This window comes from Streptomyces sp. NPDC102274 (assembly GCF_044766385.1).
Taxonomy (GTDB): domain Bacteria; phylum Actinomycetota; class Actinomycetes; order Streptomycetales; family Streptomycetaceae; genus Streptomyces.
In genome coordinates, this window is sequence record NZ_JBIWLW010000006.1 from 136,046 (window position 1) to 162,075 (window position 26,030).

Annotated in this window: 20 protein-coding genes, 1 tRNA gene and 3 pseudogenes; 12 read left to right on the forward strand and 12 right to left on the reverse strand. The window is 68.3% G+C overall.

The window, feature by feature from the left end; all coding sequences use genetic code 11:
- Window positions 1-254 precede the first annotated feature (254 nt).
- Window positions 255-327, forward strand: a tRNA-Arg gene (locus ACIRQP_RS10940).
- A gap of 47 nt (window positions 328-374) precedes the next feature.
- On the opposite strand, the pseudogene xerC reads toward ACIRQP_RS10940, so the two are convergent.
- Together xerC and ACIRQP_RS10950 are read right to left on the reverse strand one after the other, a co-directional pair.
- Window positions 375-2,049, reverse strand: a pseudogene (xerC, locus tag ACIRQP_RS10945) (tyrosine recombinase XerC).
- Complete coding sequence (locus ACIRQP_RS10950) at window positions 2,046-2,711, reverse strand: helix-turn-helix domain-containing protein (RefSeq protein ID WP_403886697.1); 666 nt, start codon at window positions 2,709-2,711, stop codon at window positions 2,046-2,048. The pseudogene xerC and the gene ACIRQP_RS10950 overlap by 4 nt, the downstream one beginning before the upstream one ends.
- A 109-nt stretch (window positions 2,712-2,820) precedes the next feature.
- On the opposite strand from ACIRQP_RS10950, the gene ACIRQP_RS10955 reads away from it, so the two are divergent.
- The 8 genes and pseudogenes from ACIRQP_RS10955 (at window position 2,821) to ACIRQP_RS10990 (ending at window position 10,259) form a co-directional block, all read left to right on the forward strand.
- Window positions 2,821-3,051, forward strand: coding sequence for a hypothetical protein (locus ACIRQP_RS10955; protein ID WP_403886700.1), 231 nt, complete (start codon window positions 2,821-2,823; stop codon window positions 3,049-3,051).
- Between the two features lie 215 nt (window positions 3,052-3,266).
- Window positions 3,267-4,502, forward strand: coding sequence for a DUF3631 domain-containing protein (locus ACIRQP_RS10960; protein WP_403886703.1), 1,236 nt, complete (start codon window positions 3,267-3,269; stop codon window positions 4,500-4,502).
- A 248-nt stretch (window positions 4,503-4,750) separates the two neighbouring features.
- Window positions 4,751-5,517: pseudogene (locus ACIRQP_RS10965) on the forward strand (DUF2637 domain-containing protein).
- A gap of 232 nt (window positions 5,518-5,749) precedes the next feature.
- The gene (locus ACIRQP_RS10970) at window positions 5,750-6,082 is read left to right on the forward strand and encodes a hypothetical protein (RefSeq protein WP_403886706.1); all 333 of its coding nucleotides are present in this window, start codon (window positions 5,750-5,752) and stop codon (window positions 6,080-6,082) included.
- A gap of 9 nt (window positions 6,083-6,091) precedes the next feature.
- Window positions 6,092-6,265, forward strand: coding sequence for a plasmid mobilization relaxosome protein MobC (gene mobC, locus ACIRQP_RS10975; protein WP_403887148.1), 174 nt, complete (start codon window positions 6,092-6,094; stop codon window positions 6,263-6,265).
- Entirely contained in the window at window positions 6,266-7,972 is a 1,707-nt protein-coding gene (locus tag ACIRQP_RS10980) for a relaxase/mobilization nuclease domain-containing protein (RefSeq protein WP_403886709.1), read from the forward strand. It begins immediately after the preceding gene.
- Window positions 7,973-8,345: 373 nt separating this feature from the next.
- A complete protein-coding gene (locus ACIRQP_RS10985; RefSeq protein WP_403886712.1) occupies window positions 8,346-9,839 on the forward strand; it encodes a hypothetical protein in 1,494 nt (497 codons plus the stop codon).
- 24 nt (window positions 9,840-9,863) lie between these two features.
- Entirely contained in the window at window positions 9,864-10,259 is a 396-nt protein-coding gene (locus tag ACIRQP_RS10990) for a hypothetical protein (protein WP_403886715.1), read from the forward strand.
- Window positions 10,260-10,280: 21 nt separating this feature from the next.
- Here ACIRQP_RS10990 and ACIRQP_RS10995 read toward each other — a convergent pair.
- The 8 genes and pseudogenes from ACIRQP_RS10995 to ACIRQP_RS11030 form a co-directional block, all read right to left on the reverse strand.
- Window positions 10,281-10,821: pseudogene (locus ACIRQP_RS10995) on the reverse strand (flavoprotein).
- On the reverse strand, window positions 10,821-11,963 hold the full coding sequence (locus ACIRQP_RS11000) for a hypothetical protein (protein ID WP_403886718.1): 1,143 nt from the start codon (window positions 11,961-11,963) through the stop codon (window positions 10,821-10,823). Before ACIRQP_RS11000 ends, ACIRQP_RS10995 begins: the two are co-directional and overlap by 1 nt.
- An 87-nt stretch (window positions 11,964-12,050) precedes the next feature.
- Window positions 12,051-14,132, reverse strand: coding sequence for a methyltransferase, FxLD system (gene fxlM / locus ACIRQP_RS11005; RefSeq protein ID WP_403886721.1), 2,082 nt, complete (start codon window positions 14,130-14,132; stop codon window positions 12,051-12,053).
- Between the two features lie 21 nt (window positions 14,133-14,153).
- On the reverse strand, window positions 14,154-15,428 hold the full coding sequence (locus ACIRQP_RS11010; RefSeq protein ID WP_403886724.1) for a lanthionine synthetase C family protein: 1,275 nt from the start codon (window positions 15,426-15,428) through the stop codon (window positions 14,154-14,156).
- Window positions 15,425-18,379, reverse strand: a complete 2,955-nt coding sequence (locus tag ACIRQP_RS11015) for a lantibiotic dehydratase (protein WP_403886727.1) — start codon at window positions 18,377-18,379, stop codon at window positions 15,425-15,427. The genes ACIRQP_RS11010 and ACIRQP_RS11015 overlap by 4 nt, the downstream gene beginning before the upstream one ends.
- Window positions 18,380-18,596: 217 nt before the next feature.
- Complete coding sequence (locus ACIRQP_RS11020; protein ID WP_403886730.1) at window positions 18,597-18,776, reverse strand: FxLD family lanthipeptide; 180 nt, start codon at window positions 18,774-18,776, stop codon at window positions 18,597-18,599.
- A gap of 185 nt (window positions 18,777-18,961) precedes the next feature.
- On the reverse strand, window positions 18,962-19,150 hold the full coding sequence (locus ACIRQP_RS11025; protein WP_403886733.1) for a hypothetical protein: 189 nt from the start codon (window positions 19,148-19,150) through the stop codon (window positions 18,962-18,964).
- A gap of 227 nt (window positions 19,151-19,377) precedes the next feature.
- Window positions 19,378-19,824: an ATP-binding protein gene (locus ACIRQP_RS11030; protein ID WP_403886736.1), complete on the reverse strand. Its 447-nt coding sequence runs from the start codon at window positions 19,822-19,824 to the stop codon at window positions 19,378-19,380.
- A gap of 241 nt (window positions 19,825-20,065) precedes the next feature.
- On the opposite strand from ACIRQP_RS11030, the gene ACIRQP_RS11035 reads away from it, so the two are divergent.
- The 3 genes from ACIRQP_RS11035 to ACIRQP_RS11045 all read left to right on the forward strand — a co-directional run bounded on the left by ACIRQP_RS11035 (window position 20,066) and on the right by ACIRQP_RS11045 (window position 23,721).
- Window positions 20,066-21,349 (forward strand): XRE family transcriptional regulator, encoded by a 1,284-nt coding sequence (locus ACIRQP_RS11035; protein WP_403886739.1) that lies wholly within the window; start codon window positions 20,066-20,068, stop codon window positions 21,347-21,349.
- Window positions 21,346-21,885, forward strand: a complete 540-nt coding sequence (locus ACIRQP_RS11040; RefSeq protein WP_403886742.1) for a GNAT family N-acetyltransferase — start codon at window positions 21,346-21,348, stop codon at window positions 21,883-21,885. The genes ACIRQP_RS11035 and ACIRQP_RS11040 overlap by 4 nt, the downstream gene beginning before the upstream one ends.
- Before the next feature lie 165 nt (window positions 21,886-22,050).
- A complete protein-coding gene (locus ACIRQP_RS11045) occupies window positions 22,051-23,721 on the forward strand; it encodes a Shedu anti-phage system protein SduA domain-containing protein (protein WP_403886745.1) in 1,671 nt (556 codons plus the stop codon).
- 287 nt (window positions 23,722-24,008) lie between these two features.
- On the opposite strand, the gene ACIRQP_RS11050 is transcribed toward ACIRQP_RS11045, so the two are convergent.
- Both ACIRQP_RS11050 and ACIRQP_RS11055 read right to left on the reverse strand, forming a co-directional pair.
- A complete protein-coding gene (locus ACIRQP_RS11050; RefSeq protein WP_403886748.1) occupies window positions 24,009-25,562 on the reverse strand; it encodes a hypothetical protein in 1,554 nt (517 codons plus the stop codon).
- A gap of 232 nt (window positions 25,563-25,794) precedes the next feature.
- Window positions 25,795-26,028 (reverse strand): WD40 repeat domain-containing protein, encoded by a 234-nt coding sequence (locus tag ACIRQP_RS11055; RefSeq protein ID WP_403886751.1) that lies wholly within the window; start codon window positions 26,026-26,028, stop codon window positions 25,795-25,797.
- Window positions 26,029-26,030 lie beyond the last annotated feature (2 nt).

Consider the following 26,030-nt stretch of genomic DNA (forward strand, 5'->3'; position numbering starts at 1 on the left):
ACACGAGTCCGCTGGAGGACCCGGACCCCCGACCACCAGAAGGTCCTGGCGCTCACGACCCCCGCGGCACAGGACGACACCCCAGTGGTCCCCCGTTCCTTCCGCGCGCCTCACCGAGACCGGCCTGCCGCGCCCGCCCACGGCAGGGCGGGCGGGCAGGGCGGGCGCAGGTCACGGCAGCCACCTGCCGGACAACGCCACCCGCTACACTGTTTCCGGCGGCACAGCCCTCACCGGCCGCGCCAAGCCTTCCCGCCTTCGTAGCTCAGGGGATAGAGCACCGCTCTCCTAAAGCGGGTGTCGCAGGTTCGAATCCTGCCGGGGGCACAACGCGTTACCGCTCTGACCTGGGGTTTCTCCCCCAGGGAGGGGTCTTACTCGACCTCGGACTTCTCGTCCGAGGCCGTTTGCGTGAGCGGTGCGTGAGCGGACGGGGAGTTGATCTCCCGCATTTTCCCCAACGGATCAGCACCATCCGGCCCGGGTTCCGCGCCGGCAGGCTCCGCGCCGTCGGGATCGGCCTCCGCTTCGGGATCGGTGTTCTCGGTGGTGACGCGCGCTCGCGGCACGAGCCGGGCCGCGGCCTCCGCGATCGCCAGGTCCGCCTCGGGGAGCAGGCTCGTGTACGTGTCCGACGTGATGGTGATCGAGGAGTGGCCGAGCATCTCCTGGATGTCCTTCAGGCCGGCACCGGCCGCGTGAGCCAGCGTCGCGGCCCCGTGACGGAGATCGTGGAGCCGGATCGGCGGAAGACCGATTTCCTCGTGCAGCTCGATGAACCGCCGTGTGACGTTGGCGGGGTGGAACAGTTCTCCGTTCTCGCGGGTGAAGACCCTTCCGGTCTCCATCCAGCCGCTCTCCCACTCCTTGCGGTCCTTGTCCTGCTGGGCTCGGTGCCGTTTGAGTGCCTGGACCGTGTCGGCGTCGAGGGCGATGGTGCGCGCCCCGGCGTCGGTCTTGGGATCGTCCTCGTACACCTCCCAGCCGTTCACGACGAGTTGCTTGGCAACCGTGAGAAGCCCGGCCTCCAGGTGCGTGTCGGTCCACCTCTGACCGCACGCCTCGCCTCGCCGAAGTCCGCGGAAGGCGACCAGGTGAAACAGCGCGTACAGCCGGTCCTCGGCTACATGGTCAAGGAAGAGGGCCGGTGTGTTCCGGCGTCCAGACCATCACCGGCGAGGGCTTCTCGCCAGTGCGCTTCCAATGGAGGATGCGCTCCTCGGTCCACACAAGTGCCTTGGGGCGCCTGCCAGCCTCCAACTCGACGTGGGAGGCCGGGTTGAAGGTGATCAGCTGCTGAGCGATCGCCGCGTTCAACGCGGCCCGCAGCGTGGAGCGAACACGTTGCCGCGTCGCCGGACCGACAATGCGGCGGTAGGGATCCATCTCGGCGATGGCCGCCTTCATCGCCTTACGGCGGGCGCGGGGCCCGCGCCCCTTCCAGGAAATCTGTGCGAGATCCTCGAACGCCTTGCGTCGCGCGGCGTTCCCCTCGGCGATCTCGACGTTGGCCTCGGCTATGGCTTCGAACATCTCCGAGAGGTGAGTGACCCGAAGGCGGTCGAGCCGTACGTGCCCGATGCGCGGCTGAAGGTGGACGCGAATATTGCTCTCGTCGCGGCTGATTGCACTCTGCCGCCCCTTCTTGCCCGCCAGCCAGATATCCAGCCACTCGCCGACCGTGAGGCGGCTGGTGAGGTCCAAGCCGTGGCTCAGGCGCCGACGGGTCGACTCGATGTCCGGTAGCGGAGCCTTCTCGTCTGCCACTTTCTCCAGCAACTCGGCGATCTGATCCAGACCTTCGGAGTCATCGGCGTCGGCGAGGCCGAGAAGCGCGCGTATGTGGTCGAGGTCGGTTTGGGCGGCTTTGTTGCTCTCGTAGCCGGCACGGCTGAAGGATCGGCGGATTCCATCGGCTCGGGGTGGGAGCTCCTGGCGTATGGAGTAGGAGCCATGCTTGCGGCTGGTGAGCTTGGGGCACTTCTTGCCGAGCGGCTTGCCGGTCTCGGCGTCGCGGCAGTAGCAGCGGCGGTGGGTGGATCCCTTCAAGGGCGTTCCTCCGTGGTGGTATCGGGGGCCCATTCGGGCGGGTCGACGTCGTGGAGTGCGGGTGGGAGGTCGGGCGGGATGGCTCCGTCGTCGAGGAGGTCTCGGCGGAGGTAGCGGAGCTTGTACTTCGCGGAGACGGCCCGGTCGGCGTACTCGGTCCGCTTGCGTTCGGCCTCTTCCTGCTGGGCGCGGCTGGTTGCCGTCTTGGCGGCGAACCGTGCCTGCTCTTCTTCGTCGAGCGCGGCCAGGGCGGTGCCCACGAGGCTGGCGTGTACCTCGAAATCGGGCACGAGGCCGGCATCGTGCCCCAGTACCTCCTGCTCGCCGGTGAAGCGCCGCAGGGCGTCCCAGGTCGGCACGAGTTGCTCGAAGGGGAGTTCCTGAGTCTGTTCGACGTAGCCGACCGGGAAGATGAGGCAGGCCGGGTACGTCTCCAGGGCGGCGGCCAGGACCAGGACGTCCACCAATGGCAGGCCGGCCCGGCGGCCGGACTCCATGTTGGCAATCACGTTGCGCGGGATCGGGTGCCCGAGCTGCTCGCACCGGTCGGCCAATTCCTGCGCGCTCCACCCCATCTCCTTTCGTCTGCGGCGGACTTCGCCGGCCACGTTCGCCTGGACCCGGTCCACCCACTCCGGGAAGTCGTCCGCTTCATCATCCACACCGCGTTGTGTCATACAGACACATTAGCTTGTGGATCCTGATTGGTGGCTGCCTGGAGCCGGACGTGATGACCGCGTTCGCCGACGGCTGTACCGAAAGGGATGGCGCATGCGCGAAAACACCACGGAGGGGTCGCCGAAGGGGATGAGCCGGGAGGACCTGCTGGCCCTGCCAGTAGCCATTGACCTCGAAACCAGCAACCGCGCCCTGGGGCTCGGGCGGAGCAAAGGCTATGAGCTGGCGAAGCGCGGCGCATACCCGTGCAAGGTCCTTCGACTTGGTAACGCCTACCGGGTCGTGACTGCGGATCTGCTGGATCTGCTTGGGCTGGCCGCATGAAAAGGCAGCAGGCTAGCAAACCATTCTGCGTTGAGCTGACACAGAATCGCTGGACTGTTGCCGGGTGTGGCCGTACGGTCCGTGTTCCCTCGGGGAACAAAGTGGGCCTCCGGCGATGCAACGCCGGAGGCCCGAGCAACCCCGATCGGCCCTGGAAGAACCAACTCGGCGGCAACGGCGCGCAAGCCCGCCACCGCCAGACGAGGAGCTGCCCTGTGGAACCTTCGGGAACCGAGCCCTATTCCAGCCCCGAGAAACCCTCTTGGCCGCCGGTGGCCATACCCGGCCAGTCCACGAGCCGCCCTGCTTCGCCGGGAGGACCGCCCGCCGCCGTCTCCGGCGCTGCTCCGATATCCGAAGGGGAGCGGGTACTGACGGAGCTCCGTGAGCGGATTCGGCGGTATGTCGTGCTGCCGAGCGAGGAAGCGTTCACGGCAGTAACGCTGTGGGTGGCGGCGACCCATCTGCAGACGGCGTGGCAGCACGCTCCCCGACTGGCTGTGGTGGGACCGGCGAAGCGGTGTGGCAAGTCACGGCTGCTGGATGTGATCACCGAGAGCGTCCACGATCCGCTGATCACGGTCAACGCCTCGGCTGCCGCGGTGTTCCGGTCGATCACCGATACCCCGCCCACCTTGCTGGTCGACGAGGCCGACACGCTCTTCGGCTCCGCGAAGGTCGCGGAGAAGAACGAAGAGATGCGCGGCCTACTCAACGCGGGACACCAGCGCAACCGTCCCACCCTCCGGGTCAGCGGGCCCAACCACGAGGTGGCCAAGTTCCCTACCTTCGCCATGGCCGCCCTCGCGGGCATCGGTGACCTGCCCGACACGATCATGGACCGGTCGATAGTGATCCGGATGCGCCGCCGCAGGCCGGGCGAGGCGGTGGACGAATTCCGCACCTACCGCGACACCCCGCCCCTCCACGCGCTGCGCGACCGGCTCGTCGCCTGGCTGGCCCCGCTCCACGCCGACGCGATGGAACTGACACCGGCCATGCCGGTCCAGGACCGCGCGGCCGACACCTGGCAGCCGCTGGTGTCCGTCGCCGGCCTCGCCGGCGGGACGTGGCCCGGCCTCGCCCGCACCGCCTGCCGGGTCATGGCGAAACACGAGGCCGAACAGGACCAGGACAGCAGCAGCCTGGGCATCCGCCTCCTGGCCGACATCCGCCGCGCCTTCGCCACCGAAGGCAACCCACCGGCGCTCCGCACCAGCCGACTCCTCGACATCCTCAACCAGGACGCCGAGACCCCCTGGCCGGGGTACACCACCAACGGCCTGACCCCTCGGGGCCTGCAGATCCTGCTCAAGGAGTACGGCATCAGCTCCGCCCCCCGCCGCTTCCACGGCAACGTCCAGGCCCGGGGTTATGCCCTCCTGCATTTCACCGACTCCTGGGCACGCTACTGCCCCGAGCCCGTACCGGAAGCCACGACCGGGGCCTGACCTGGCACGACCCGTCGCGACTCGTCTCCGCGCAGGTCAGCGCGGTGACGAGTCGAGGTCCGGTGACGAGTCGACTCGATGTCACTGCCGCACCCGTACCTGCTCTGACCAGGCACGCGACGAGTCGCGACGGGTCTCTTCCACCCACCACCGGGCAGGCCACACAAGCCCCGCCTCCGTAATCCTGGAGTACTCCCGCTTTGTCCTCCCCCGCCCTCGCCGCAGTACCGTCCACTGCCCAGGTGCCCTTGGCAGCAGCGATCCGCGCGGGTGTGGCGCTGCTGGCCGTGGCCGCCTTCGCGCTCTCCTACGACGCCCTGCGCCAGATGGCCACCGCCAGCCACATTCACCCGGCGCTCACCTACGCCTTCCCGCTCGTCATCGACGGGTTCATCGCCATCGGGATCGGCGCCCTGCTCGTCCTGCGGACCGCACCGCTGTCCGCCCGCCTTTACATCTCGGCGCTGGTCGCCATCGCCACCGCCACGAGCATCTGGGCCAACGTCCTGCACGCCATACGCCTCAACCAACAGAACCACACCCAACTCGCCCTCGACGACCTCACCGTCGGCGCCATCTCCGCCATCGCCCCACTCGCCCTCGCCGGAGCCGTCCACCTCTACCTCCTCGTCGCCCGACACCCCACCACCACCTACCGCCACAACAACGGCCACAAGACCAACGACGGCCACGAACCCGCCGAGGAAAGCCAAGCCAGCGAGACAGCACCACCACCCGCCACAAAGACCAACGACGTGGCGCAACCGGTCGGGAAGCACAAAGGGGGGCCCCGCACCAGACTGGCGAGCCGGGAGGCGCTCCGCCGAGCATCACCCTGGAGCAGGCCATCGACATAGGCCGCGCAGCTCCCCTCGGACGACACGACCGCGTCTCACGCCGCAACGTCGAGCAGGCGATCCGGGACAAGGGATTCGGCATCTCCCGAAGCCGCCTGGACAGGGTCAAGAACCTGCTGCAGGCCGAACTCGACAAGGCCACGCCAGGCACGGGCTGAACCTCGCAGCTCAGGTCACCCCAGCCCGCCCCTCCCCCGCATCAGCGCGGGAGGGGCGGGCCCAGGGCTCTCACCCTTACCACCGCCCGCAGGAGTAGACATGCACAACTTCAACCACCAACTTCCCTCTACGCAGGAGCAGATGATCTCCGCCCCAGCCACAGACAGCGGAGCAAGGTATCCCGTTGGACCGTCCAAGGGCCGGTCCAACGGGGAATCCTCCGCCCCGGGGGTGGCTGAGGGGCTCGGGCAACAGGGGGTGCCCGAGGAGAAACAGCTCCCCGTCGCGGAGCCGCAGCTCCCGCGTGCCGCCGATGAAGCCGCGCTGCACCGCGTCGCCCGCCGCCGCGACCGTATGGAGAGCCAGCGCAAAGAGCGCGTCGACGTGCGCTACAGCCTCGACGAGAAGACCGACATCCTCGCCATGGCCCGGTCGCTGAACATCGCCGCCGCCCACTACGTCGGCGCCGTCGTCATGGCCCACGTCCACGGCCACCTCACCCTGCCCGGCCGGCGCACCCCCGTCGACGACCTCATCGACGAACTCAACGCCCTGCGCGCCTAGGTCGCGAAGATCGGCACCAACATCAACCAGATCGCCCGCGTACTCAACTCCGGCGGCCAACCACACCCTGAGGACACCGCCGTCCTCGCCCAGGCGGAACGGACCCTGAACGCCGTCAGCGCCACCGTCGCCGCCATCGACGTCACCTCCGACCAGGCGGCTTCCACGAAGCGGGCCGACTGAATGATCGCCAAAATCACCAGCGGAAAGGACACCGCGAAGCTGATCAACTACCTCTACGGCCCAGGACGGGCCAACGAACACACCGACCCCCACCTGGTCGCCTCCTGGGACGGCTTCGCCCCCGACCCCGGCCGCACCGACGACATCAAGGCGACCAGGCAGCGCCTCGCCAACGCCCTGGACCTACGAGTGAAGCAGGCCGGCGACCGCGCCCCGGAACAGCACGTGTGGCACTGCTCGGTCCGCACCGCACCTGAGGACCGCATCCTGACCGACGACGAATGGGCGGACATCGCCCGCCGCGTCGTGGCCGCCACCGGCATCGCACCCGACGGCGACCCCGACAGCTGCCGCTGGATCGCCGTGCGCCACGCCCCCGACCACATCCACATCGCCGCCACCAAAGTACGAGGAGACCTCCGCCCCGCCCGCCACTGGAACGACTACCTCACCGCCGACCGCGAACTCATCGCCATCGAGAAGGAATACGGGCTACGCGAAGTCGCACGCGGCGACCGCACCGCAGCCCCACGCCCCACCCGCGCCGAGAAGGAGAAAGCCCAGCGAGCGGGGCAGGCGCAGACGGCGCGCGAGCAACTGCGCACCACGGTCCGCACCGCCGAATCCATCGCGGCTAGCCCCGAGGAGTTCCTCGCCGTACTCTCCGGCACCGACAGTGTGCTGGTCGAGATCCAGCACTTCCCCTCCGGCGACATCCGCGGCTACAAAGTCGCGCTCCCCGACGACACCAACGCCGCCGGTAAGCCGGTCTGGTTCTCCGGCTCCAAGCTCGCGCCGGACCTGTCATTCCCCAAGATCCGCGAGCGCCTGACCGCCACCGAGCCCACCAGCCAGCGGCCGGACGACCGGCGCAGGCCGAACCCCTGGCACCAAGCCACCGCCGCCACGGAACGCATCCCCCACCACCTCGACCACCATGACGACACCATCGCCCAGGCCCACCTCGCCGCCTTCGGTGAAGCCCTCGACGCCCTCCCCCGCCTCGCGCCCCAGCACATCCGACACCAGCTCCGGCAAGCGGCGACTGCCTTCGAACGCGCCACCCGCTCCCGTATCCACGCCGAACACCACCACGCCCGCGCCCTGCGCGGCGCCGTACGCGCCATGCGCACCCAGCCCGTGACCGGAGACGGAGCCCTCCTCGCAATGTTCCTCGACGCCGCAATCCTCACCGTCATCGCCGCAGCCCGCTGGCACCAGCTCCGCCACCACGACCAGCAAGTCGCCGCCGCCCAGCAGACCCTGCTCCACCTCCAGGCCGCCTACAACCAATCAGCCGCCATACCGCTGGCTGCCCTCGCCCAACGCCGACCACCGCAGCAGACTGTGGACCGGCACATCCGCCACCTGCGCCAAGCTGTGCCCGACTATGCCGAGCAGACCGTCGAAGACCCCGCCTTCGGCGCCCTTACCGCCGCCCTCGCCGAGGCCGAGGCGGCAGGCCACGATCCCGAGCGGCTCCTCCAACAGGTCGCCGGCCAGCGTGCCCTGGACGACGCCGACTCCCTTGCACGGGTCCTGACCTGGCGCGTCCAACGCCTCAGCGCACGGCCGGCACCCAGCGCACGAGCCCGAGCAGCACAGGCTCGCAGTGCTGCCGCACGGCACACCGGCGCTCCGGTTCCGATGACAGCAGCCGCCTCAGCCCCGCAACAGTCGGCACAAGCGCGGCCGCGCTCCCGGTAAGGCCCGATGCCCAGGTTCCGGCAGAACGCCGTCTGCGCCCTCGGTATCCCCACAACTCGGTGGCGCCTTTCGGTCATTGTTCGATCCAAATGCCTCCATGCGCAACTTGTACTGGTTTGCGCTATGGCAACGCTTGCCATGCGCGAGGACGATGCCCCTCTGCGTCCGCCGTATTCAGGTGTCGCGGTGGGGCATCGGAGACACGGGGGTGGGGGACTTGTCCTACGCGGAGCATCAGTCTGTCTTTTCGGCGCCCGCGGTGCCGTTGGGGACTGCGGCTGATGCGCGGGAAGTGATCAGGCATGGGGTGTATACCGAGGGGGTCACCCGCCGGTTGAGCGCTGCGGCCTTCGCCCGTACAGACTGGTTGGCCGTGTTACGTGCCGAACTGGCCAGCCTGTGGAAGGAGTTGAAGGCAGCCGTAAAAAAGCGGCTGCGGTGGCTCTTCCCTCCCAAGGAGGCGGAGAAAGCTCCCGGTTCCTCCGAGCCGGCGCCGCCGTCGGTCGTGGTGGGTGAGGACTACGCCGTCTGGGTTCGGCGGAGGATCAAGAAGTCGAAGCGGCCTGTGCCGGTGTACGGCTTCCACCAGGAGCCCGTGGTGGAAGCCTCGGACCGCGCCATACACCATATGCGGAAACGGCGAGGTGCCGTCGCTGCGGTGGTCGCGGTTGTCGTCTGGCAGGCCATCGCCGGCAGTCTGACGGTGGGGTGGGCTGCCCTCACCTTGATCGTCGGGCTGTGGGGCGTCTACCTGGTCGAGCGATACCTGGCACAGACGCGCCTCAACGCCCTGTTGGCCGGGGAACTGCACGCAACTCCGACAGCCGTTCAGGCCCATGCCCTGCCGTATCTCCGGGAGCGCCGCGACAGCGGCAACCGGGACCGGTTTCTCGGGGCGGGTCTTCAGGCATGGCCGCCTGCGGTTATCGGTATCGATGTCGAGCCGGCCCCCGAGAACCAGGATGTCGGAGACGACAACGCCGGGCTGCCTGCGGGACTCGGTTCTCCGGCGCAGCGCCCGGGTCAGCCCGACATGGCCGAGGTGGCAAAGGCCGTACTGGATGCCCTGTCTCAGCACAACAAGCCAGTGGCCCGCAAGCCGCTGAAGCACTTCACCGTGGCCCAACTGCACACGCATGTCGCGCGCCGACTGGACGACCCGGCACCCGCCCATCACCGCGATCACCCCATCCCGCGCATGGAGGTCATCGGCATCGCCGGCATCCACTACAAGCGCTGGGACCAGATCGACGACGATGCCTGGCGCACTCTGCACACCCTCGCCGAGGACAGCATCGGCGACAAGCCCGCCGAGGAGATCGCCCGCCGCTACATCTGGGCCCGGGTCACCGCCTGGAACGGTGATCTCATCGCCGCCGTCCTGGTCCACCTCGCCTACCAGGGAGGCTTTCTGCGCGTCACCGTCCGGCCGCACATCATGGCGCCGCTCAACTCGAAGGTCGCTGGTCTCAAACCCACCGACCCACGCAGCCTGAGATGGCTCGCCCGCACTGCATTCAATGCTCTCGGCGACATCTACATCGGAGCCGACCGGCTCCTACGCCGCACCGCCCGCAAGCGCCCCGAACTCGACCCGGGCAGCGGACCGGTCAGCCTCCGCGAGGTCTACAGCGTCCGCTGGATCGACGACATGCACACCAATGACGACGCCCGCTACTACGTGCAGATGATGCAGCGCCGCGTCTTCGACTCCACCGAGATCTTCCTGCGCGACCACAACGTCGACATCGCCGCCTACCAGCAACAGGCCACCGCGATCTACAACTTCGGGGTCATGAACGGCGGCACCATGGCCGGCCCTGTGCAGGCCACGCCGTTCTCCAACAACCCCTCCATGACCAACTGAACCGCACCCCGCCAGGAGCCCCGCATGGCCATCCGCCGACAGCCCGACCCGGCCCCCAACGGACCCAACTTCGGCATCATCAACACCGGAAACATGACCGGACCGGCCCAAGCCGCAGCGTTCTCCCAGAACGTCAGCCAGACCAACCACATCACGAACGAAGCCGTCGACAAGGCCCGCGACAGCATCGACGACCTTCGACGGCGCCTGGAAGAACTACGCGGCCAATACCCCGAGGTGGACGCCGCCCTGCGCGACCTCGCCATGATCACCCCGCGCCTGGACGAACCCGACCGCGACCCCGGCACCCTGCGCTACATGCTCCAGAACCTCGTCGAACGCTGCGGCGGATTCCCCAACCTCCTAGCCGCAGCCCAACTCGTCCAGTCCACTGTCGTGGCGCTGTTGCCTGGTTCATGACCTCCCCCGCCCCAGCTGCGGTTACCGAGCAAGCCATAGCTCAAGGAGGTCCAGGGCTTCCTCCCAGCGGTAGCGGTCGGACCCGCCGCCAGCCTTCGGCTTGTGTGGCTCGTGCGAGCCGATCAAGACGCCCATCTCGCGCAGCCGCTCCAGATTCTGCCGGTACGCGGGGTGAGCGACCTGAGCCGAGTTCAAGTACGGCAGCACGGCGAGCGGTACGCCCATGGCAGGTGCTTCGCACAGCATGCCCAGCGCGAGGTTGTCGGAGATCCGGCAGCCCATTTGTTGACGGTGTTGAAGCTGGCCGGGGCGACCGCGATCGCATCCGCAGGCCGAGTCGGACGCGGTTCTCCCGGTGATCGCCAGGCCGGGCGGATGGGGTGACCGGTCTGTGACTCGACCGCCTCCGCGTTGAGGAAGCCGAGTCCTTGGGGGGTGGCGACGCCGCCGACGTCCCAGTGCCGCTCGTGCGCTGCGGTGATCAGCTTGCTGACGTCGGCGGCGACCCCGGCCGCGCGCAGACCACGATCTGGAGAAACGGCTCGCCAGTCTGTACGTCCATCAGGCTCTCTCCATAGGGGTTGTACGTCCGGGCTCGGAGAGGCGTGTGAGGCTTCCCCGGATCACACTGTCGCTGGCGCGCAGAGCCGCCGTCAGTTCTCCTTGCAGCTCGTCCGGGATGGTCCCTGCCCCAAGGGCACAGGCCCGCACCAGTGCGCGGCAGTCCTGCGCTTGCCGGTCTGTCGCGATCGCGGTGAACAGAGGGTGCGCCAGGTTCTCGCGGGCCGCGTAACCGTCTTCGGCGTCCGTCGTCCTGCGGCGGAGGTCGTTGACGATACGGTGAGCGGCGGGCGCCTCCGCGGAACCAATCGCGTCCAGGACGGTAAGTCCGAGCCGGGTGTCGAAGACCGTCATCCCGGGTCCGCTCTTCCGCTCGGAGTAGGTCGTCACCAAGCTCGCTAGGCGGCCGTGAAACGGTTGCCCGGCGTCGCGGCGGCACAAGACGGTCAGGCATGCCGTAACGGCTTGCTCCCACGGGTCGCCAGGCATCGTGCCGGCGAGGAGAACAGCAGCCCGTGCCGTGTCACCCTCAACGAGAGCGGCGAGTACGGCGACTTGGCGCCCGTCGAGCATCCGTTTGCCTACGCCTCGGTGAGCTTCGATGTGTGTCAGGGCCTCGGCCCAACGTCCCTCGGTCGTGAGAGTGCGCGTGCCGTCGGCGAGGAGCACGCGCCACAGCCACGCACGGACCTCATGGCGGTCGTCGTCGGTCGCAGTGAGGACCGCCGGTACCGCGACGCCCTCGAACCGAGCATCTACGCCCGCCTCGACGGCCTCATACAGGTCGAGCAGTCGCTGGCGGCCTTCATCAGCGCGCCCCGCGCGGATCTGGAGGCGGGCGAGGTTGACGACTGGTTCCAGCCCTCGGATTGCGCTCATGCCGGGCAGGGGGCAGGCGTGGAGGTAGGCGGCGGCGTGCTGGTGGCACATCTGGCGTGCGAGGTCGGGAAGGTCGAGATCGGAGGCGATGAGCGCGGCCTGGTTGTAGACAGCTGATGCGAGCCCTTGGTCGGTCTTGTTCACCGCAGTGTCGGCCAGGTCGACGAGAGCGCGCACGCGCTCGGGCAGGGGCAGGGGCAGGCAGGCGGGCCGGAAGCGCGCGACGAGCGGGAAGCGTTGGGCTGTGGGTCCGTGCGGGTCCATGGGTCCCCCAGGCATGAGTGAGAACTGGTGAGGTGACGGTGCCCGCCGGCCGTACGCCGGCGGGCACCGTCCGCTACGCGTGGGGCGTCACTGCCAGTCGACGACGATGCGGTTCAGCGGAGTGTCGAGAGAGAAGAGACCGGGGCGCTGCTCGATGGCGGGGGCGTCGAGGGGCTGGATTTCGAACGTGGCTTCCCGGCTGCGGTATTCGCGGTCCCAGGTGCGGATGGCGTCGGCGACCTTCGCGGCCAGCTCGTCGCTGCCCCCGCCGTGGCCGATGACGCCGAACTCCCAGAGCTTGCCGCCCTCGGGAGTCCTCTTCTCCGACAGCCGCCGCGCCAGGTAGGTGACGGCGCCCTTGTCGACGACGGCGGTCGACGAGGGGTAGGGGTCCTCGGTGAGCAGGCCGCCCTTGGCGCTCTGGGGGAACAGCATCCGGATCAGGCCGGAGGGAAGGGAGCAGGTGACGAACAGTTCCATCCACTCCGGCGACTCCATGGCCTGGACCGTCATGCCAGTCCATTCCTCGGTGCGGGGCTGGTCCAGAACACCGGCAAGGGCGTCGGTGTCGATGTGCTGCCCAGCGGGGGCCTGAAGCCGGACAGCGCCGTCCGCGCTGAGCGGGATGACTCGGCGGTCATCGTCGGCAATGCCCCGCCGGAGCGGCATGAAGGTGTTCATCTCGCTACCGAGGGAAACCCATCGGCCATCGCGCTGCTCGTAGGCGATGGAACGGGAGACAGTGCCCTTCAGTCGCTGGGGGACGAGGACCCGGCCGCCGTGGGCGAGCTGCTGCAGCCAGGCGTGCGGCACGCCGTGCGCGCCCACGGTGGCGATGATCCGGTCGTACGGCGCTCCCTCGGCGTAGCCGAGTGCTCCGTCACGGGTCACGGCCTCGGCGTTGGTGATCCCGGCGTCGGCGAAGTGCGCGCGGGCGCCCTCCACGAGGTCGTCGTCGACGTCGAGGGTGGTCACGTGTCCGCTCTCGCCGACCAGGTGGGCGAGCAGACCGGCGTTGTAGCCGGTGCCGGCGCCGAGTTCGAGGACGCGCTCGCCGGGCCGGGCGTCGAGCTGGTCCAGCATGAGAGCGACGACGCCCGGCTGGGAAGCGCAGGAGATCGACGTCCCGTCGGTGTCGTACTTGATGTGCACCGGTGCGTTGGCGTAGGCGTCTTCGAGCGACGCTTCGGGCACGAACACATGGCGGGGCACGGTCCGCAACGCGGTCTCGACGGCGGGCGTGCGGGCGTGCCCGTCCGCACGAAGCTGGTCGACCAGGGCGTTGCGGAGGCGCTCGGCGTCCGCCGTGGGGGTGGCGATCGTGTCGGTGTTCACCGCGCTGACGCTATCGATCTCGGCCGTTGCCTCGTCGGGCGACGCGGTGTTGTCACTCGTTCCCATGACTACCTCTCGTGCGATGTTGGACAGGACGCTCTGGTCGTCCCGGAGGAGACCGGCGCGGTTGGCGTGGAAGATCACGTGATGGGCGATGACGGCTCGCAGACCGCGGGTGAGGGCGCCGCGGCCTGCGAGGGCAGCGAGAGTGGTTCCGGCCCGTTCGAAGGCGGTCACCCATTCCTCGTGCGCGTGGAGTGGGCCGCCCAGGCAGCAGAGGCTGTAGGCGTCGGCGGTCATGAGCTTCCGCATCGCCGGAGTCAGTTCGGCGGCTCGTTCAGGTGGTTGTGGAGCGGTGGCCGGCCGAAGGGCCGCGACCTTCGCCCATACATCGCCCTGCTCGAACCAATCGAGTCCAGCACCGCGCATCATGACGCTCGCCAGCAGGACGGCGGTCTCCCGACGTCCCAAATGCATCGGGCTCAGCTGGTAGGTGAGCAGGTGGCGCGAGTCGCTGTGGAACAGTTCGTGGGCTGTGTCCATGGCCTCCGGGCCGCCGAACGTGTGGGTCTCGGGCTCGTAGACGCAGGGCAGGCACGACACGGCCACGCCGTCGCCGACGAGATCGCTCAGGAGCGACTCAATGGCTGGTGAGGGCTTGTCCGCGAGATAACGCAGCGGCCAGGGCTGCTTGTTCATGAACCACCAGTCGGTGAGCTGCCCGTCGGCCTGCACCTTGATCAGGGTGGGGCCAAGGCGTTCGGCGATGGTGCGCCGGGCAATCTCGCGGTCGACGAAGGTGATGTTGTGCTGCTGCCAGCGGTCGGGAGGCATAGAGGTCCTTCGGTCGGTGGATCAAGCGATGAGGAGGCATGCGTCCCAGGCGGACCGGGGTGGTGCGGCGGTGCTGGGCGCGAGGAGGGCCAGGGCTATGCCAGCGGCGCCGTCGAGTAGGCCGGAGCCGCCTTCCTCGTCCTGAGTGAGCGCCGTGGCCATGACTTCGGGGTCGGTGCCCGGTGGGATGACCGCAGCCAGGAGGGCCGGGATCGCGGCGCGAAGTTCTCCCGCAGTCGAGGGGTGGGCATCGTTGGCCGTACGCGCGGCAGCGTGGGCGAGGCCGGCGAACCCGTGGCAGAGGCCGTTGTCCGTCGTGGCCTTCAACTGCTCGGGATCAGTGAGGGCGGCCACGAGCACGTTCTCCGCGGCGATTTGGCGGCTCGCATCGCCGAGGGCCAGCGCGGCAAGTTGCTGAGCGCGGGCGAGGCCGGCGGTGCCGTAGCACCAGGACGGCCGCCTGAGGGCTGACGAGCCGAGACGCCCGCTGCGCAGCTCGCCCTGAGTGACCCAGTACGGCCAGACCGATCCGCCGCCGGTCTTCTCCTTCCAGCGGTCCAGCCAGGCCAGGATGGTGCGCAGTGCTGCATGGTGCCCATCGGTGACGGAGCCGTTCCGAGCGGCGAGGGCCAGGAGCGCGAGCACGCCGCCGATGCCGTGCGCCATACCGGTGTTGGCGTGTCCACCGGAGAATCGGTCGTCCGGGTTGCCCGAGGGCCCGGTCTCCGCCCACCAGCCCGGCAGGATCTCGCCGTAGTGGGTGATCGGTTCGGTGAGGCGCACGCAGTAGTCGAGAACGGCGCGCATCGTGGAGCTGCCGGGGTTTCGGCGCAGTAGATAGGCGCCGTATCCGGTGAGGCCCCGGATGGCGTCGAACTCGGCGAGCTGCGGCAGGCGTCCGGCATCGATGCGGCGGTGTGCGGCGTCGAGACGGCGTCCGACGTCGACTGTGATCTGGGCGTCCATCGCGTCGAGGGCGCGTTGGTAGGAGTCGGGAAGGTGGTCGGCGGTACAGGACAAGGCGTGGGCGAAGGCAGGCACCCCGTAGAAGGGGTGGCTGTCCGGGCCGCTGGTGAGCGGCTGCCGGGAGGCGGCGGCGAGCCAGTCGTGGGCGCGGTGCCACGGGCCGAGGCCGTTCGCAGCCAGCTCGATGTGCAGGAGCGCGATTCCGGGCGGGCCGTAGGCAAGGTGCTGCCGGTCCGAGGACAGCATCCTGGGGCCGCGGGGCATGGTCTCGGGGTCGGTGAGCTGGGCGGCGAGGGCGTCGACCAGGCCGAGCGCGGGGTGGGCGGTCACGAATCCCTCCCCCTGGTGCGGGCGGTCCAGGCCAGGGCGGCGGCACGAGCGAGGTAGAGGCATACCTCTTCCTCTGGGAAGTTCACGGCGACGTGGCGTACGAAGTGGACGTGCAGCAGGGAGGTCAGGACGTCGTCGAGGGCGATGCCCTGGGTGTCCGGGCCGGGCAGGTACGGCCGGTACGCGGCGAGTGCCACTTCTCGGTCGGCCCATCCGGACACGGTGGCGTCTCCGCCCGGGACCCTGCGCAGGGCCGACCAGTCGTCGCTCGGGTCGGCAAGCCGTACGGCCTCGGTGAACTGCGGGCGTGGAACGGGCACGGGTGCGGTCGGCGAGACATGGTCGATCAGCCACTGCATCCCAGCCTCGGTGGTGCCGAGGAAGGCGGAGGTGATGGCGACCGTGTGGGCCGCCACCAGCGTGCGCTGGCCCGGACGCTGTGGCTGCGCGAGCTGGGCCAGGATGGCGCGCGAGTCCGCCCAGAACACCTCCTCGGCCGCCTCCCATGCGGTGCCGGAGCCCCAGCGGCCCATCTCCCGGTAGGAGGTGGGATAGCGCAGGTCGGCCAGCAGGCCAATGCTTCGTAGCTCGTCAGCCCAGGCGCTCACCGTTCGGGCCGTGTCAGCGAAGGCCCCGGGGTCGGGGAGGGCAATGCGTACGCGTAGGTGCTGGTCCGGGTCGCGGAAGCGGATAAACCACCACGGCGGGTTACCGAGCTGTTCGAGGAGGCCAGGCAAGTGCCGGGAGAGCAAGACGTCTTGGCGGCGGGGGTCGCCGTACAGGGCGGCCAGAAGAACCGAGGAAGCGGCAGGTGTCTGCATCTGAGCCGCAGACAGGGCACGGGTCCGGCTGGGGGCTGGCAATGGCGGCCATGCCGACGGCCTGGTTGCCTTGAGGGGCACCACGACCTCGTGGACTCGCCCACCGCACCAGCCGTACGCCTCCGGTTCCGGGGCCTCGACGAGCACGGCCAGGCGCGAATGGTCGAGGTGCCTGCGCAGGAGCGCACGGTGGCTGGCCTCGTCGAGGTCGAGGAAGAGGCGCCGGTCGTCCTCGACGAGATGGACGCGGCGCGGCAGCCTCCGCCGGGCACGCCAGTCGCTGAGCGCGGCGTCCCACTCGGCCCGAGGGCGGGCATGGCCGGGCAGTTCGGACGCTTCCAGCCGCCAGCGCGCCGGGGCCAGCACGGTCCGGCCGTACCGCAGACGTGGAAGGAACGGCATCGCCGCTGCGGCGCCCCAGTCGAAGACGGTGACCTGCGCGCACTGGGCGCGGGACAGTTCGGTGAGGAACCGCACCAGCGGCGGGGTGTGGGTGTGGAGGTTCAGCGCGTGCATCCCGATGGCCTCCACGCGGTGGCCTCGCTCGGGGACGGCGAGGTACATGCGGCGGCCGTCGCACCCCACAGCCAAGTCCTCCGGGATGAGGACGGTGCCCTGCGGGGCGCGGTGCTCCTGAAGGCTGATCACGGTGGGTAGAACCTGTGGGGAGCGGGTGACGTGGGCGCTCTCCGGGAGCAGGGGCGGGAAAGAGAGCTGCGCGGGCATGGTGCTGCCGTCTGCGGCCGGGAGGTCGGCAAGCTCTGCGACCAGGGCCTTTCGGTCGGCGGGGGCCAGCACGCTGAGGAATCTGCCCGTAGAGACGCCGACACCACGGGACACGCTCACGACCTCCAGCCGGAACCGCCCGCGCTGCAACTCCTCCAGGCTGGCCGCGTGCACCCGCACTCCGATCTCCAAGTGCGGCGGTAGTCGAGGCTCGTCGGGACCCACGTCCAGGGCCTCAATCTGTTCGTCCGTGAGGATCACTTCGTCACGGCCGTCGAGCGCAGCGGCCTGAGCCAGCCCTACGAGGGCGTCATCCCGAGCGGAGACGCGGGGCCTGTGGGCACCAGCCGGAGCGCCTGGGTAGCCGTCGGGATAGCCGGTGCCGCTGTCCGCGACGACCTCCGCGAGCGGCACCATCGTGCCGATGCCGTACCGCTCGTAGAACCGCTGGTGGTACTCGTTCCACGCGGCGGTCCCGTACGGGCGGATGCTCAAGCGGGTCAGGATGAGAGCGGCGCGCTCGATCTCTCGGGCGACCGCTTCCGGCAGAACGATCTGTGCGTCCAGGCGGAGGTCGAGCGCGACGGGGTGGCGGCGTAGGCCAGGGACGAGGTCTCGCATCCGCGCCGCGACGCTGTCCCGGCCGCCGTGCGTGGCGCACTCCTCCAGGCCCGCCCGGACCGCGTGGAGTTCGCGTACGGTCTCCGCGACCGGGGCTAGGCTTCCAGCGTCGATCGCGTCGAGTTGGCCCAGCAGATACCCGAGTGCGTCGGTCTCGGTGCTCGGAGCATGCAGGCCCGTGATCAGCACCCGCCGCCGGATCAACTCCGCCATTAGTTGACGCGCCTTCTCGGGACCGGCCTCGGGGAACTCCGCCTGGAGCTTGTCCACGAGGGTGCCGAACCGGATCGGCAGTCGGGTCGCGGCAAGGACCGCGCGCACCGGTCCGGTCAGGGCCAGAGACGCCTCGACCGCACGAGTCCGGTCGTCCTGGACGTCGGGCTGGAACGGCACGATGAGCCGCTCTCCCCGGTACGTCACGGTGTTGTTGATGACGACGGGCAGCCGTTCGAGGAGGTCCGGGCATGACTCCAACCGTGCGACCAGGGCCGCCAGCCACTCTGCCCCCGCGCGGCCGACGGCCACGTGCCCCTCGCCCCAGTCGGCCCGCGCCTGCGGGCCGAACTCCGCGGTGGCCACGCCGGCGAACAGGCCGAAAGGCGTAGCCCGGTGCAGGGCCCGCAGCACGTAGCGGGCCACGGACAGCGCCGCGCGCTGCACATCCCGGAGGGCGGGATGCTCAGCCGTGCACAGGGCCCGTACCTGCGCGGCCAGGACCGGGCTGGAGTGCTGGAGTGCCTCGGCGACACCCCTATTCGCCCAGACTGTGCGTAGCCACGCCACACGGGCAGACGAACCACTGGGCGAGCGGTCGTCGAGGTCAGGGCAGGGAGGAAACGGCAGCGAGGGCCGGGCCACGGCGCGCACGAGAGCAGTGGGACCGGTGCGGAACGCTGCGGGCGGAGCAACCACCAAGTACCTCCGTAGGTGAGAGGGCCGGCGGCTGGTGCCGCCGCGCGGAGACGCGGCGGCACCAGACCGGGGTGACCTGGGGTCCGGGTCAGGCGACGTTGGTGGTGCAGGCGCCGCAGGTGGACCCGCAGTTGTCGTCGGTCAGGTTGACCAGGCCAGCCGGGTCGGCGATCTCGACGAGGGAGACGTCCAGGTCGAAGCCGTCCGATGAACCTGGGATCTGCGGGCGTACTTCGGTGCGGCTGGGAATTACGGTGCTGCGTGTCATGCTTCAACTCCTCGTAATCGTTGTGGTGTTACTGGGCTGGAGCGCCCACCAGGTGCCGTCACGGGAGCGTTGCCAGACGGCTGCTCCCCGGACGGCTCCTGGCCGCCCGGCACGAGGGGCGTGCTCCGCGTAGGACCTCGCGGGCCGCCTGCCTCATGCCGGGAAGTCGTGTGCCGGAAGTCTGATCAAGCGGACGTCGGCCGCCGCTCCGTGAAGTAGGCGAGCGCCTGGGCCTTGAGGCGATCGAGGCACGGCTCGCACGCGTAGAAAGGGGCGTGCTGCCCGTCCCACTGCACTGGACCGAGCCAGATCACCAGGACTCCGGTACGCCCGCAGCCGAGCCAGCAATCACCGGTGATCCACGGCCACTCCATGGAAGGACGTCCCCTTTCTCAGCTGGTCGGGATAGTCGATCTGGCGGCCTGGCAGTTGGGAGCGCAGGCCCAGAGGTGGAACGGCAGGCCCCGGTGGCGTATCTCGCCCAGCAGTCGACCGCTCGCTCCCAGCGGCCGGGCGCAGAGGGCGCGGTCGATGGCCATCTGCTGGTGGGGCCGGAGTCGGGCCAGATCCGGAAGGGGCGAGGGTGCCGTGGCCGGGATGCTCACTTGCCGCCCTCGGTACGGAGTTCCGCCCAGACCTCTTTGCCCCAAGGGCGTCTGTCCGAGCCGTGCAGGTCGTAGCCCCAGCGGTCGGCGACAGCATCGACGAGGAGCAGCCCGCGGCCCGATTCGTCGTCGTCAGCCGCCTGGCTGAGTATCGGAAGACGCGATGGTTCCCGGTCCACGACGCCGACACGCAGTCGAGTCGCGCTCGGCCGCCCAACCGTGAGGCGAATCTCGGGACACGGAGTGTGCCTGGAGGCGTTCGCGATGAGCTCCGTGATGATCAGCGCGGCACGGTCGGCGAGGCCGTCGAGGTGCCACACGCCGAGGACGTCTCGGACGAGTTCGCGGCCGAGCTCGGCCGTGGACGGCTCGCACGGGAAGGTCTGGCTGTACGTGGGGTGGCCGACGGAGAGGGCCTCAACTGGTGTTCTCAGACTCGTCATTGGGGTGGAGCCTTCGTGTCGTCTCGGCGCCCGGCCCGCCCCTGCGGGGGAACCTCAGGGGCGGGCCGGGCCGTCAACAGCCGCCCGCACGGTGGGGCACGGCGGGCGACCAGCACCCAGACAACTCCCTTTCCCAGCACGTTGGTTAGGACGTTCAGGTGCTCAGCCGACGGACCGACCTAGGGCGTTTTGACCTCTCCTTTACCTGGCGAGTGAGGATCGTGCGGGCTACCGTGCCCGCATGGACACCACCCGCAACACCGTTCTTGAGGCGTGGATGACCGAACACGGCTACAGCTCCAACAGCCTCGCCGAGGCCGTGAACAGGGCCATTGAACGGTTGACCGGACGCCCTGGTGGACTCGACGGCTCGTCGGTTCGGGCCTGGAAGGCGGGCCGGGTCACCTGGCCAAAGTCAGCCGCCCGCAGGGCACTTGAGGACGTCACCGGACTACCCGCCATCGCCTTAGGGTTCGTGCCACGGAGCCGGCCTTCGTCCACCCCGGCCCCACCGCAGCAGGAGGACCCCGACATGAAGCGCCGCACCCTCGTCGGCAGCATCGCGGCGGCTGCCGCCGCGGCAGCCGCACCCGGCACGGCATCGCCGCGCCGTATCGGCATGAGCGACGTCAACCGCCTCAACAAGCGCTTCGCCGAGATCATCGCCAGCGACCACCGCCACGGCGGACAACTCGGCATCGAACAGCGGGCCGCCGCCCTCGCCGACGAGGCGCTCAACCTCCAGAACGCCGGCAGCGCCACACAGCGGGTACGCAGCAACCTCTACGCCTCAGCAGCCGCCTTCCGCTCCTCTGCAATGTGGGCCGCCATCGACGGCCGGCGCTACGACGTCGCCAAGGCGCACATGCGTGAGGCCCAGGCCCTCGCCGAGATGTCCGGCGATCAGGCGATCAAGTTCCGCATTTGGAGTCACGCCGGCACCATGTATCGGCACATGGGCCGCCCCGCCGACGCATTCGCCGCCAACGACGTCGCCCGCAACCTGCACCTCACCCGCCGAGACCCACTGTTCGCGTCCCTCGGTCTGGCCCGCCAGGGGGCCATCCATGGCGCGGCTCAGGACCGCACGGGCACCCGCCGGGCGTTCGAGCAGGCTCAGGACGCCATGCTGCGCGCCGACCCCGCCGACTACCGGCCGGTGTGGATGCTCGCCTTCTACGACCAGGCAGAACTGGACTCCCTGGCCCTGTCGGCGCACTTGGCACTCGGCGACTACTCCACCGCCGAGTACCACGCCCACCGCTGCCTGTCCGCCCTCCGGCCCCACATGATCCGTTCCCGGGCCATCACCACGACCCGGCTCGCCCACGCCCAGCTCGCCCAGGGTGCCCCAGACGCCGCCACGGCCACCGCGATGAAGGTCTCCGCCGACGCCGCTACCCAGCACGCCCGGGTGACGCGCATGCTGCAGGAGTTCGGGGCAGCGCTGCGCGCCACCGCGCCGGGCAGCACCACCGTCCAGAGCTGGACCGAGCACGCCGCCACCTGGAGGATGGCCGCATGACCACGGCGCCCGCCATCGAACTGCGCACTTTCACCACCCTCGACACCGCCCGCGGCGACCTCCTCGACGTGTACGCCGACGTGCGCGCTCCGCTGCTCCACCTGCCGAACTATGCAGTCACCGCGTTCGGCGAGCGCCTGGACCGGCACTGCGCCGATCCGGGGTTCACGGCCGTCCTCGCGTACGCGGACGGGCATCCGGTCGGCTACGCCTACGGCAACACCATCGAGCACGGCGACCGCTACTGGCAGCGCACCAGCCCGGCGCCGACCGAGAAGTTCACCGAGCGTCCGGCCGTGGCCCTGAAGGAGATCGGCGTCCGCCCGGCCTGGCGGAAGACCGGCACCGCCCGCCGGATCCACGACGCCCTCCTCGCCATCCGCGACGAGCCGTACGTGACACTCATGGTTAACCCGGCCGCCGGCGAGGGAAAAGTCCACGCGCTCTACAAGTCGTGGGGGTACGAGGAGATCGGACAGAGCCAGCCATCACCGGCCTCGCCGGTCCTCAGGGTGATGATCCGCGCCACCCGCTGACCGGCGCCCAAGGTGACCCACCGCGTTCGAACGGCTCAGCCGCTCGAGTGGGCTACATAGCCAGTTCAAAGTGGACAGCCCACGACGACAGCCGGTGTCGATCTCTCTCTACAAGCGAATGAGTCGCTGTACGTTCGCGGTATTTCAAGGCGTGGGAGGAGAGACATGAAGTACTGGCTATTAGCCGCCGAGAACAAGACGTCCGCGTACGAGATGACCCGTGGATCTTCCCAGTCGGCCGGGGGCTGGGATTCGTCGCTTTCAACCGTCACCCGCCTCGAGGTTGAGGAAGGCGACGCAGTCCTACTGTGGCGGAAGGGCCGAGGCGGCGGCGTAGTGGCGCTGGGGGAGATCGCCATCACGACCCCTGTGGAGTCCGACACGCTTGATTGGTCGCTCGCGCGGCTCATAGAGAGGGGCGACGAGGGATCGACTCCCCCTCATGTGAGAGTGCGTCTATCCTTCGGCAAGCTCTCGTTCGCCGCCCCTGTCTCGACCCCGGTACTCCGGACTTCGGGCCTTGATCACGTAGTGAAGCGGGCGCGGTCAGCGACTACAGGACGCCAGCTGGTAGCGCTCAATCTGGCCGCCAGGCGATGGAGAGATTTGATTCAACTCTTGGAGGAGATACAGGCACCGGATGACATGCCCACAGCTTGGAGCAGCCCACCCGGGGCAGTCGTCAAACGGAGCGAACTGCACGATGTCTACGGAGGCAGCCCACGACTCACTGTCGGTGCCAGTGGGAGGACTCCCAACGCATTCCTCTTCCTCGATCGCTCCGTCACAGGCCAACTTGCCCCTCGATGGGATGGCCCTGTGCTGCTTGCTTCCGGACAGTCACAGTGGACAGACACCATCTCGGACGACAACCTGGCCGCGCTCGCGCACAGGCGGCGCGGGGTACCGCTGAGGGTCTTCGTCGCGCACCGCAGCGAGAGTCTCTATCTCGGGGAGTTCGCGATTGAACCCGAATCACCGGTGGAGCGCTGGGTGGATACCGGCAAACGAGATATCACGCCCTCCTACGCTCATCGGCCACACATAGTGGACACTCGAGCACCGCTCTTCCGGCTTCGCCAGCTGAACGGCGTCTCGATGCCAACGGACGAGGTAGACCCGTTCCGGAACGCCTCTCGCATCAGCCTTCGGCTGCAACCTGTCGGTAACCAGCCAGCCGCGACCGCCATCCGCAAGCTGCTTACCGTTCTGGAAAGCGAGCCAGCAACCGCCACGTCCCTCGTTGAGCTCGACGAGGCTCAGCTGCTCGCGACTCTGGTTCAGCGCGCTCGACGTCAGGCTGATCTGGATGAGCTGCGCGTCGCAGTCGAGGACCCCGAAAGCAGCGAAGGCGACCTGCAGAGACTCGTCGAGCGGATGACCTGGATCTTCGGGGGCGAGTTCCTGCCAGGCACGGTCCGCCGCAACATCACCCTGCGAGACCAGCTGGACCTGGCTCTACTCCGACCAGACGGCACCCTGCACGGCGTCGAACTCAAGAAGGCCAACATCAAGCGGCTAGTCACCGGCCAGCGAAACCACCTGATTGTTGGCACAGAAGTCAACAAAGCGGTCGGGCAGGCAATGAACTACCTACGCGAGCTGGACGAGAAGCGCCCACAGATCTTAGTGGACTTGGGTATCGATTGCCGACGCGCGTCGATGACGGTCGTGATCGGGCACAGCGGATTCGTGACCACAGATGCATCGCCCCAAGAGATCGACGAAACCATTCGTACCTTCAACTCGTACCTGACGCGTTTGAGCGTCACTACATACGGCCGCCTAATCGAGAACGCACAGCGGACAATCAACCTGACGGCCTCAGGCCGATAGGGGGCTGCGCGTGTGTCGCAAGAGCCTGGACTCTTGAGCGGCCTCACGTGCGTGCGCGGTGCGTGAGCGGACGGTCCGGCGCAGCGTCACGAGCTGGATGGGGTACGACGCCGCAGGGCGCTGATCAGGCAGAACAGCGCCCTGCGGCAGGGTGCAGCACTGCCTGGCAAGGATTCGATCCCACTCCGACTGCCCGCAAGGTCGGACGCGGAGCGGCCCTCTTCATGCGAGTCACGTACACCAAGTGACCACTCTGTGAAAGGAAAGGCACTCGGATAACGTATGCCTCATGCGAGGTTAGGAAATCTCGGGCGCCATCCGAACTGCCTGAGTCCGACTGTGTCAACCACGACGGCATGGTGCCCCACCCTCAAGGTGAACGTCTCCTCGGAATAGTGCAGGCCCCGCTTCGGCAGATCCGGACGCTTGAGCATCTCCACAACGCTGCGAAGCGACGGCGGGTCTCCGGCCTCAATGAGATAGCGCAACGAGGTCGGGTAGATGCCCTGCACGGAAATCGGCCGTAGACAGAGCTGCTGGGGTGTGCCCACGCCCCAGGTCATCTCGATCTCACTCAGCTGGGGCCATCCGTCCGACAGCTCGGCCACGGCAGTCCCTGACTCCAGTTCGCCACGCACCCTTTCCAACTGGTCTGCGGCAGAGGTGACCCAGCTCTCCACTTTACCTACTTCACGCCGCGTGACAGCGTCGATGGGCCACTTGATTTCGAGGCAGATTCCCAGCTTGTTCTCGGCGTCGACAGCTATGACGTCCAGGTCGCCCGCGCGTTTTCCATCAGCACGCAGCACCTTCACACCACTCCGTGCTACTACCCCCGGAATCGCGGCAAACCAATCCTCCCACTCTTTTGCCCGTTTCCCCAGGGTGTGCCCCACCCGACCGAACCGACTCGCATCTTGAGCCGCCGTTCTCAGCGCAATGGCATCAACCGCCCTCGAAGTAATGAGAGGAGGACAAAGAATGATCTTTTCTCCACTCTCGACGAGGGGCGCGGTCCGGGCCGAACGGCCCACCCGATAGGTCAACCGCTCAAGCAGGTCGTCGATATGCGCGGTCGGAATTTCGGGGCACAGTTGGCTCAAGGCATCGACCATCACCTGCCGATCCAGATGAGCAAGAGTGCTCTCCAGTCTCGCGGCAGAGCGTGCCGCAAGTTCACAGAGGTCAGCAAGCCCCATGATGCCGGCCAGGAGAACCGTGGCTTCCCCCATAGTGAGTCCGTTGCCGAGGGCGAAGGAATCGGGCAAGTATCCTTCCGGCGCAGACTTCCTCCAGGCGTCAATAGACACCATTGCCCGATCTGCGGACGCCTTCAAAACCTCGAACGGCGGCCCTTCGCGCGACTCGACGGGGCGAGCCCGGGCCCACCTCCGTTCCACCTCGGAGAACGGTGGTAGTTCTCTGGGTCGCGCTCGTGATTCCAGATACATGTCGGCTGCCTCAAGGGCCACATCCCAGGCGTGGCGAACTCGAAGATCCCTACCTCTGCGCCTCACCGAGTAACCACCCATGCGGATACTGTGTTCTATCTGATCCCACCGCGAGAACTCGATAGTGGAGGTGAGCACTTCGAAAGCCGCATCCTCATCACAGTCACCATCACCAAGCGGAAACTGGTGATGCCACTCAATCACGAACTCGAAGAGGGTCTCCCAGGGAACATCAGTCTGTATCCCGGCGTCCATCTCCCTGGCTCTGAACTCGGCCGCCTTCCGCAGTAGCGCGTAGATGCGTCCCTCTCCTGCACTCCACGCACGGTGTAGCCGCAGTGCGGACCTCTTTCTGGAAATCTCCTCCAGAAGCTCTTCCGCCGGTTTCATGTCTCTCCCCCTCGCCATCCGAGACCCTCGGCATGGCATCGGTCAGATACCTGGACGCACCCAAGCGCAGACCACAGCCTTGGGTCCCCGTGTGATCCTCGTACACCAAGCAGTACGACACCACCAGATTGCCAGCACCACATTCGTTAGCCTCGATCTTTCTTGAGGGTCCACCGACGGAGTCGGTGGACCCTCAAGAAAGATCGAGGCTAGGCGGCTTCGGGCCCAGCTATCACCCGCCAGCACGATGAACAGGCGTGATCCAAATACGGACGCTGTCGCGATAACCGACTGCTGCGAGGAGGCCACCATCCGGAGAAAAAGCAACGTCGTACGCCTCGCCGAGGGAGGCATCGAGAGAGCCGGGAAGTGGCTGGCCGTCAGCCGCATTCCATAAGCGCACTGTGCCGTCCATAACTGCACCGGCCAAGAGTTGACCATCCGGCGAGAAGGTCACCGCGCTCACGG

Excerpts from the sequence above, each read along its gene's own strand:
- ACIRQP_RS10955 (WP_403886700.1), top strand. The coding sequence starts at position 2,821 with ATGCGCGAAAACACCACGGAGGGGTCGCCGAAGGGGATGAGCCGGGAG.
- ACIRQP_RS10980 (WP_403886709.1), top strand. The coding sequence starts at position 6,266 with ATGATCGCCAAAATCACCAGCGGAAAGGACACCGCGAAGCTGATCAAC.
- ACIRQP_RS10990 (WP_403886715.1), top strand. The coding sequence starts at position 9,864 with ATGGCCATCCGCCGACAGCCCGACCCGGCCCCCAACGGACCCAACTTC.
- ACIRQP_RS11000 (WP_403886718.1), bottom strand. The coding sequence starts at position 11,963 with ATGGACCCGCACGGACCCACAGCCCAACGCTTCCCGCTCGTCGCGCGC.
- fxlM (WP_403886721.1), bottom strand. The coding sequence starts at position 14,132 with ATGCCTCCCGACCGCTGGCAGCAGCACAACATCACCTTCGTCGACCGC.
- ACIRQP_RS11020 (WP_403886730.1), bottom strand. The coding sequence starts at position 18,776 with ATGACACGCAGCACCGTAATTCCCAGCCGCACCGAAGTACGCCCGCAG.
- ACIRQP_RS11025 (WP_403886733.1), bottom strand. The coding sequence starts at position 19,150 with ATGGAGTGGCCGTGGATCACCGGTGATTGCTGGCTCGGCTGCGGGCGT.
- ACIRQP_RS11030 (WP_403886736.1), bottom strand. The coding sequence starts at position 19,824 with ATGACGAGTCTGAGAACACCAGTTGAGGCCCTCTCCGTCGGCCACCCC.
- ACIRQP_RS11035 (WP_403886739.1), top strand. The coding sequence starts at position 20,066 with ATGGACACCACCCGCAACACCGTTCTTGAGGCGTGGATGACCGAACAC.
- ACIRQP_RS11040 (WP_403886742.1), top strand. The coding sequence starts at position 21,346 with ATGACCACGGCGCCCGCCATCGAACTGCGCACTTTCACCACCCTCGAC.
- ACIRQP_RS11045 (WP_403886745.1), top strand. The coding sequence starts at position 22,051 with ATGAAGTACTGGCTATTAGCCGCCGAGAACAAGACGTCCGCGTACGAG.
- ACIRQP_RS11050 (WP_403886748.1), bottom strand. The coding sequence starts at position 25,562 with ATGAAACCGGCGGAAGAGCTTCTGGAGGAGATTTCCAGAAAGAGGTCC.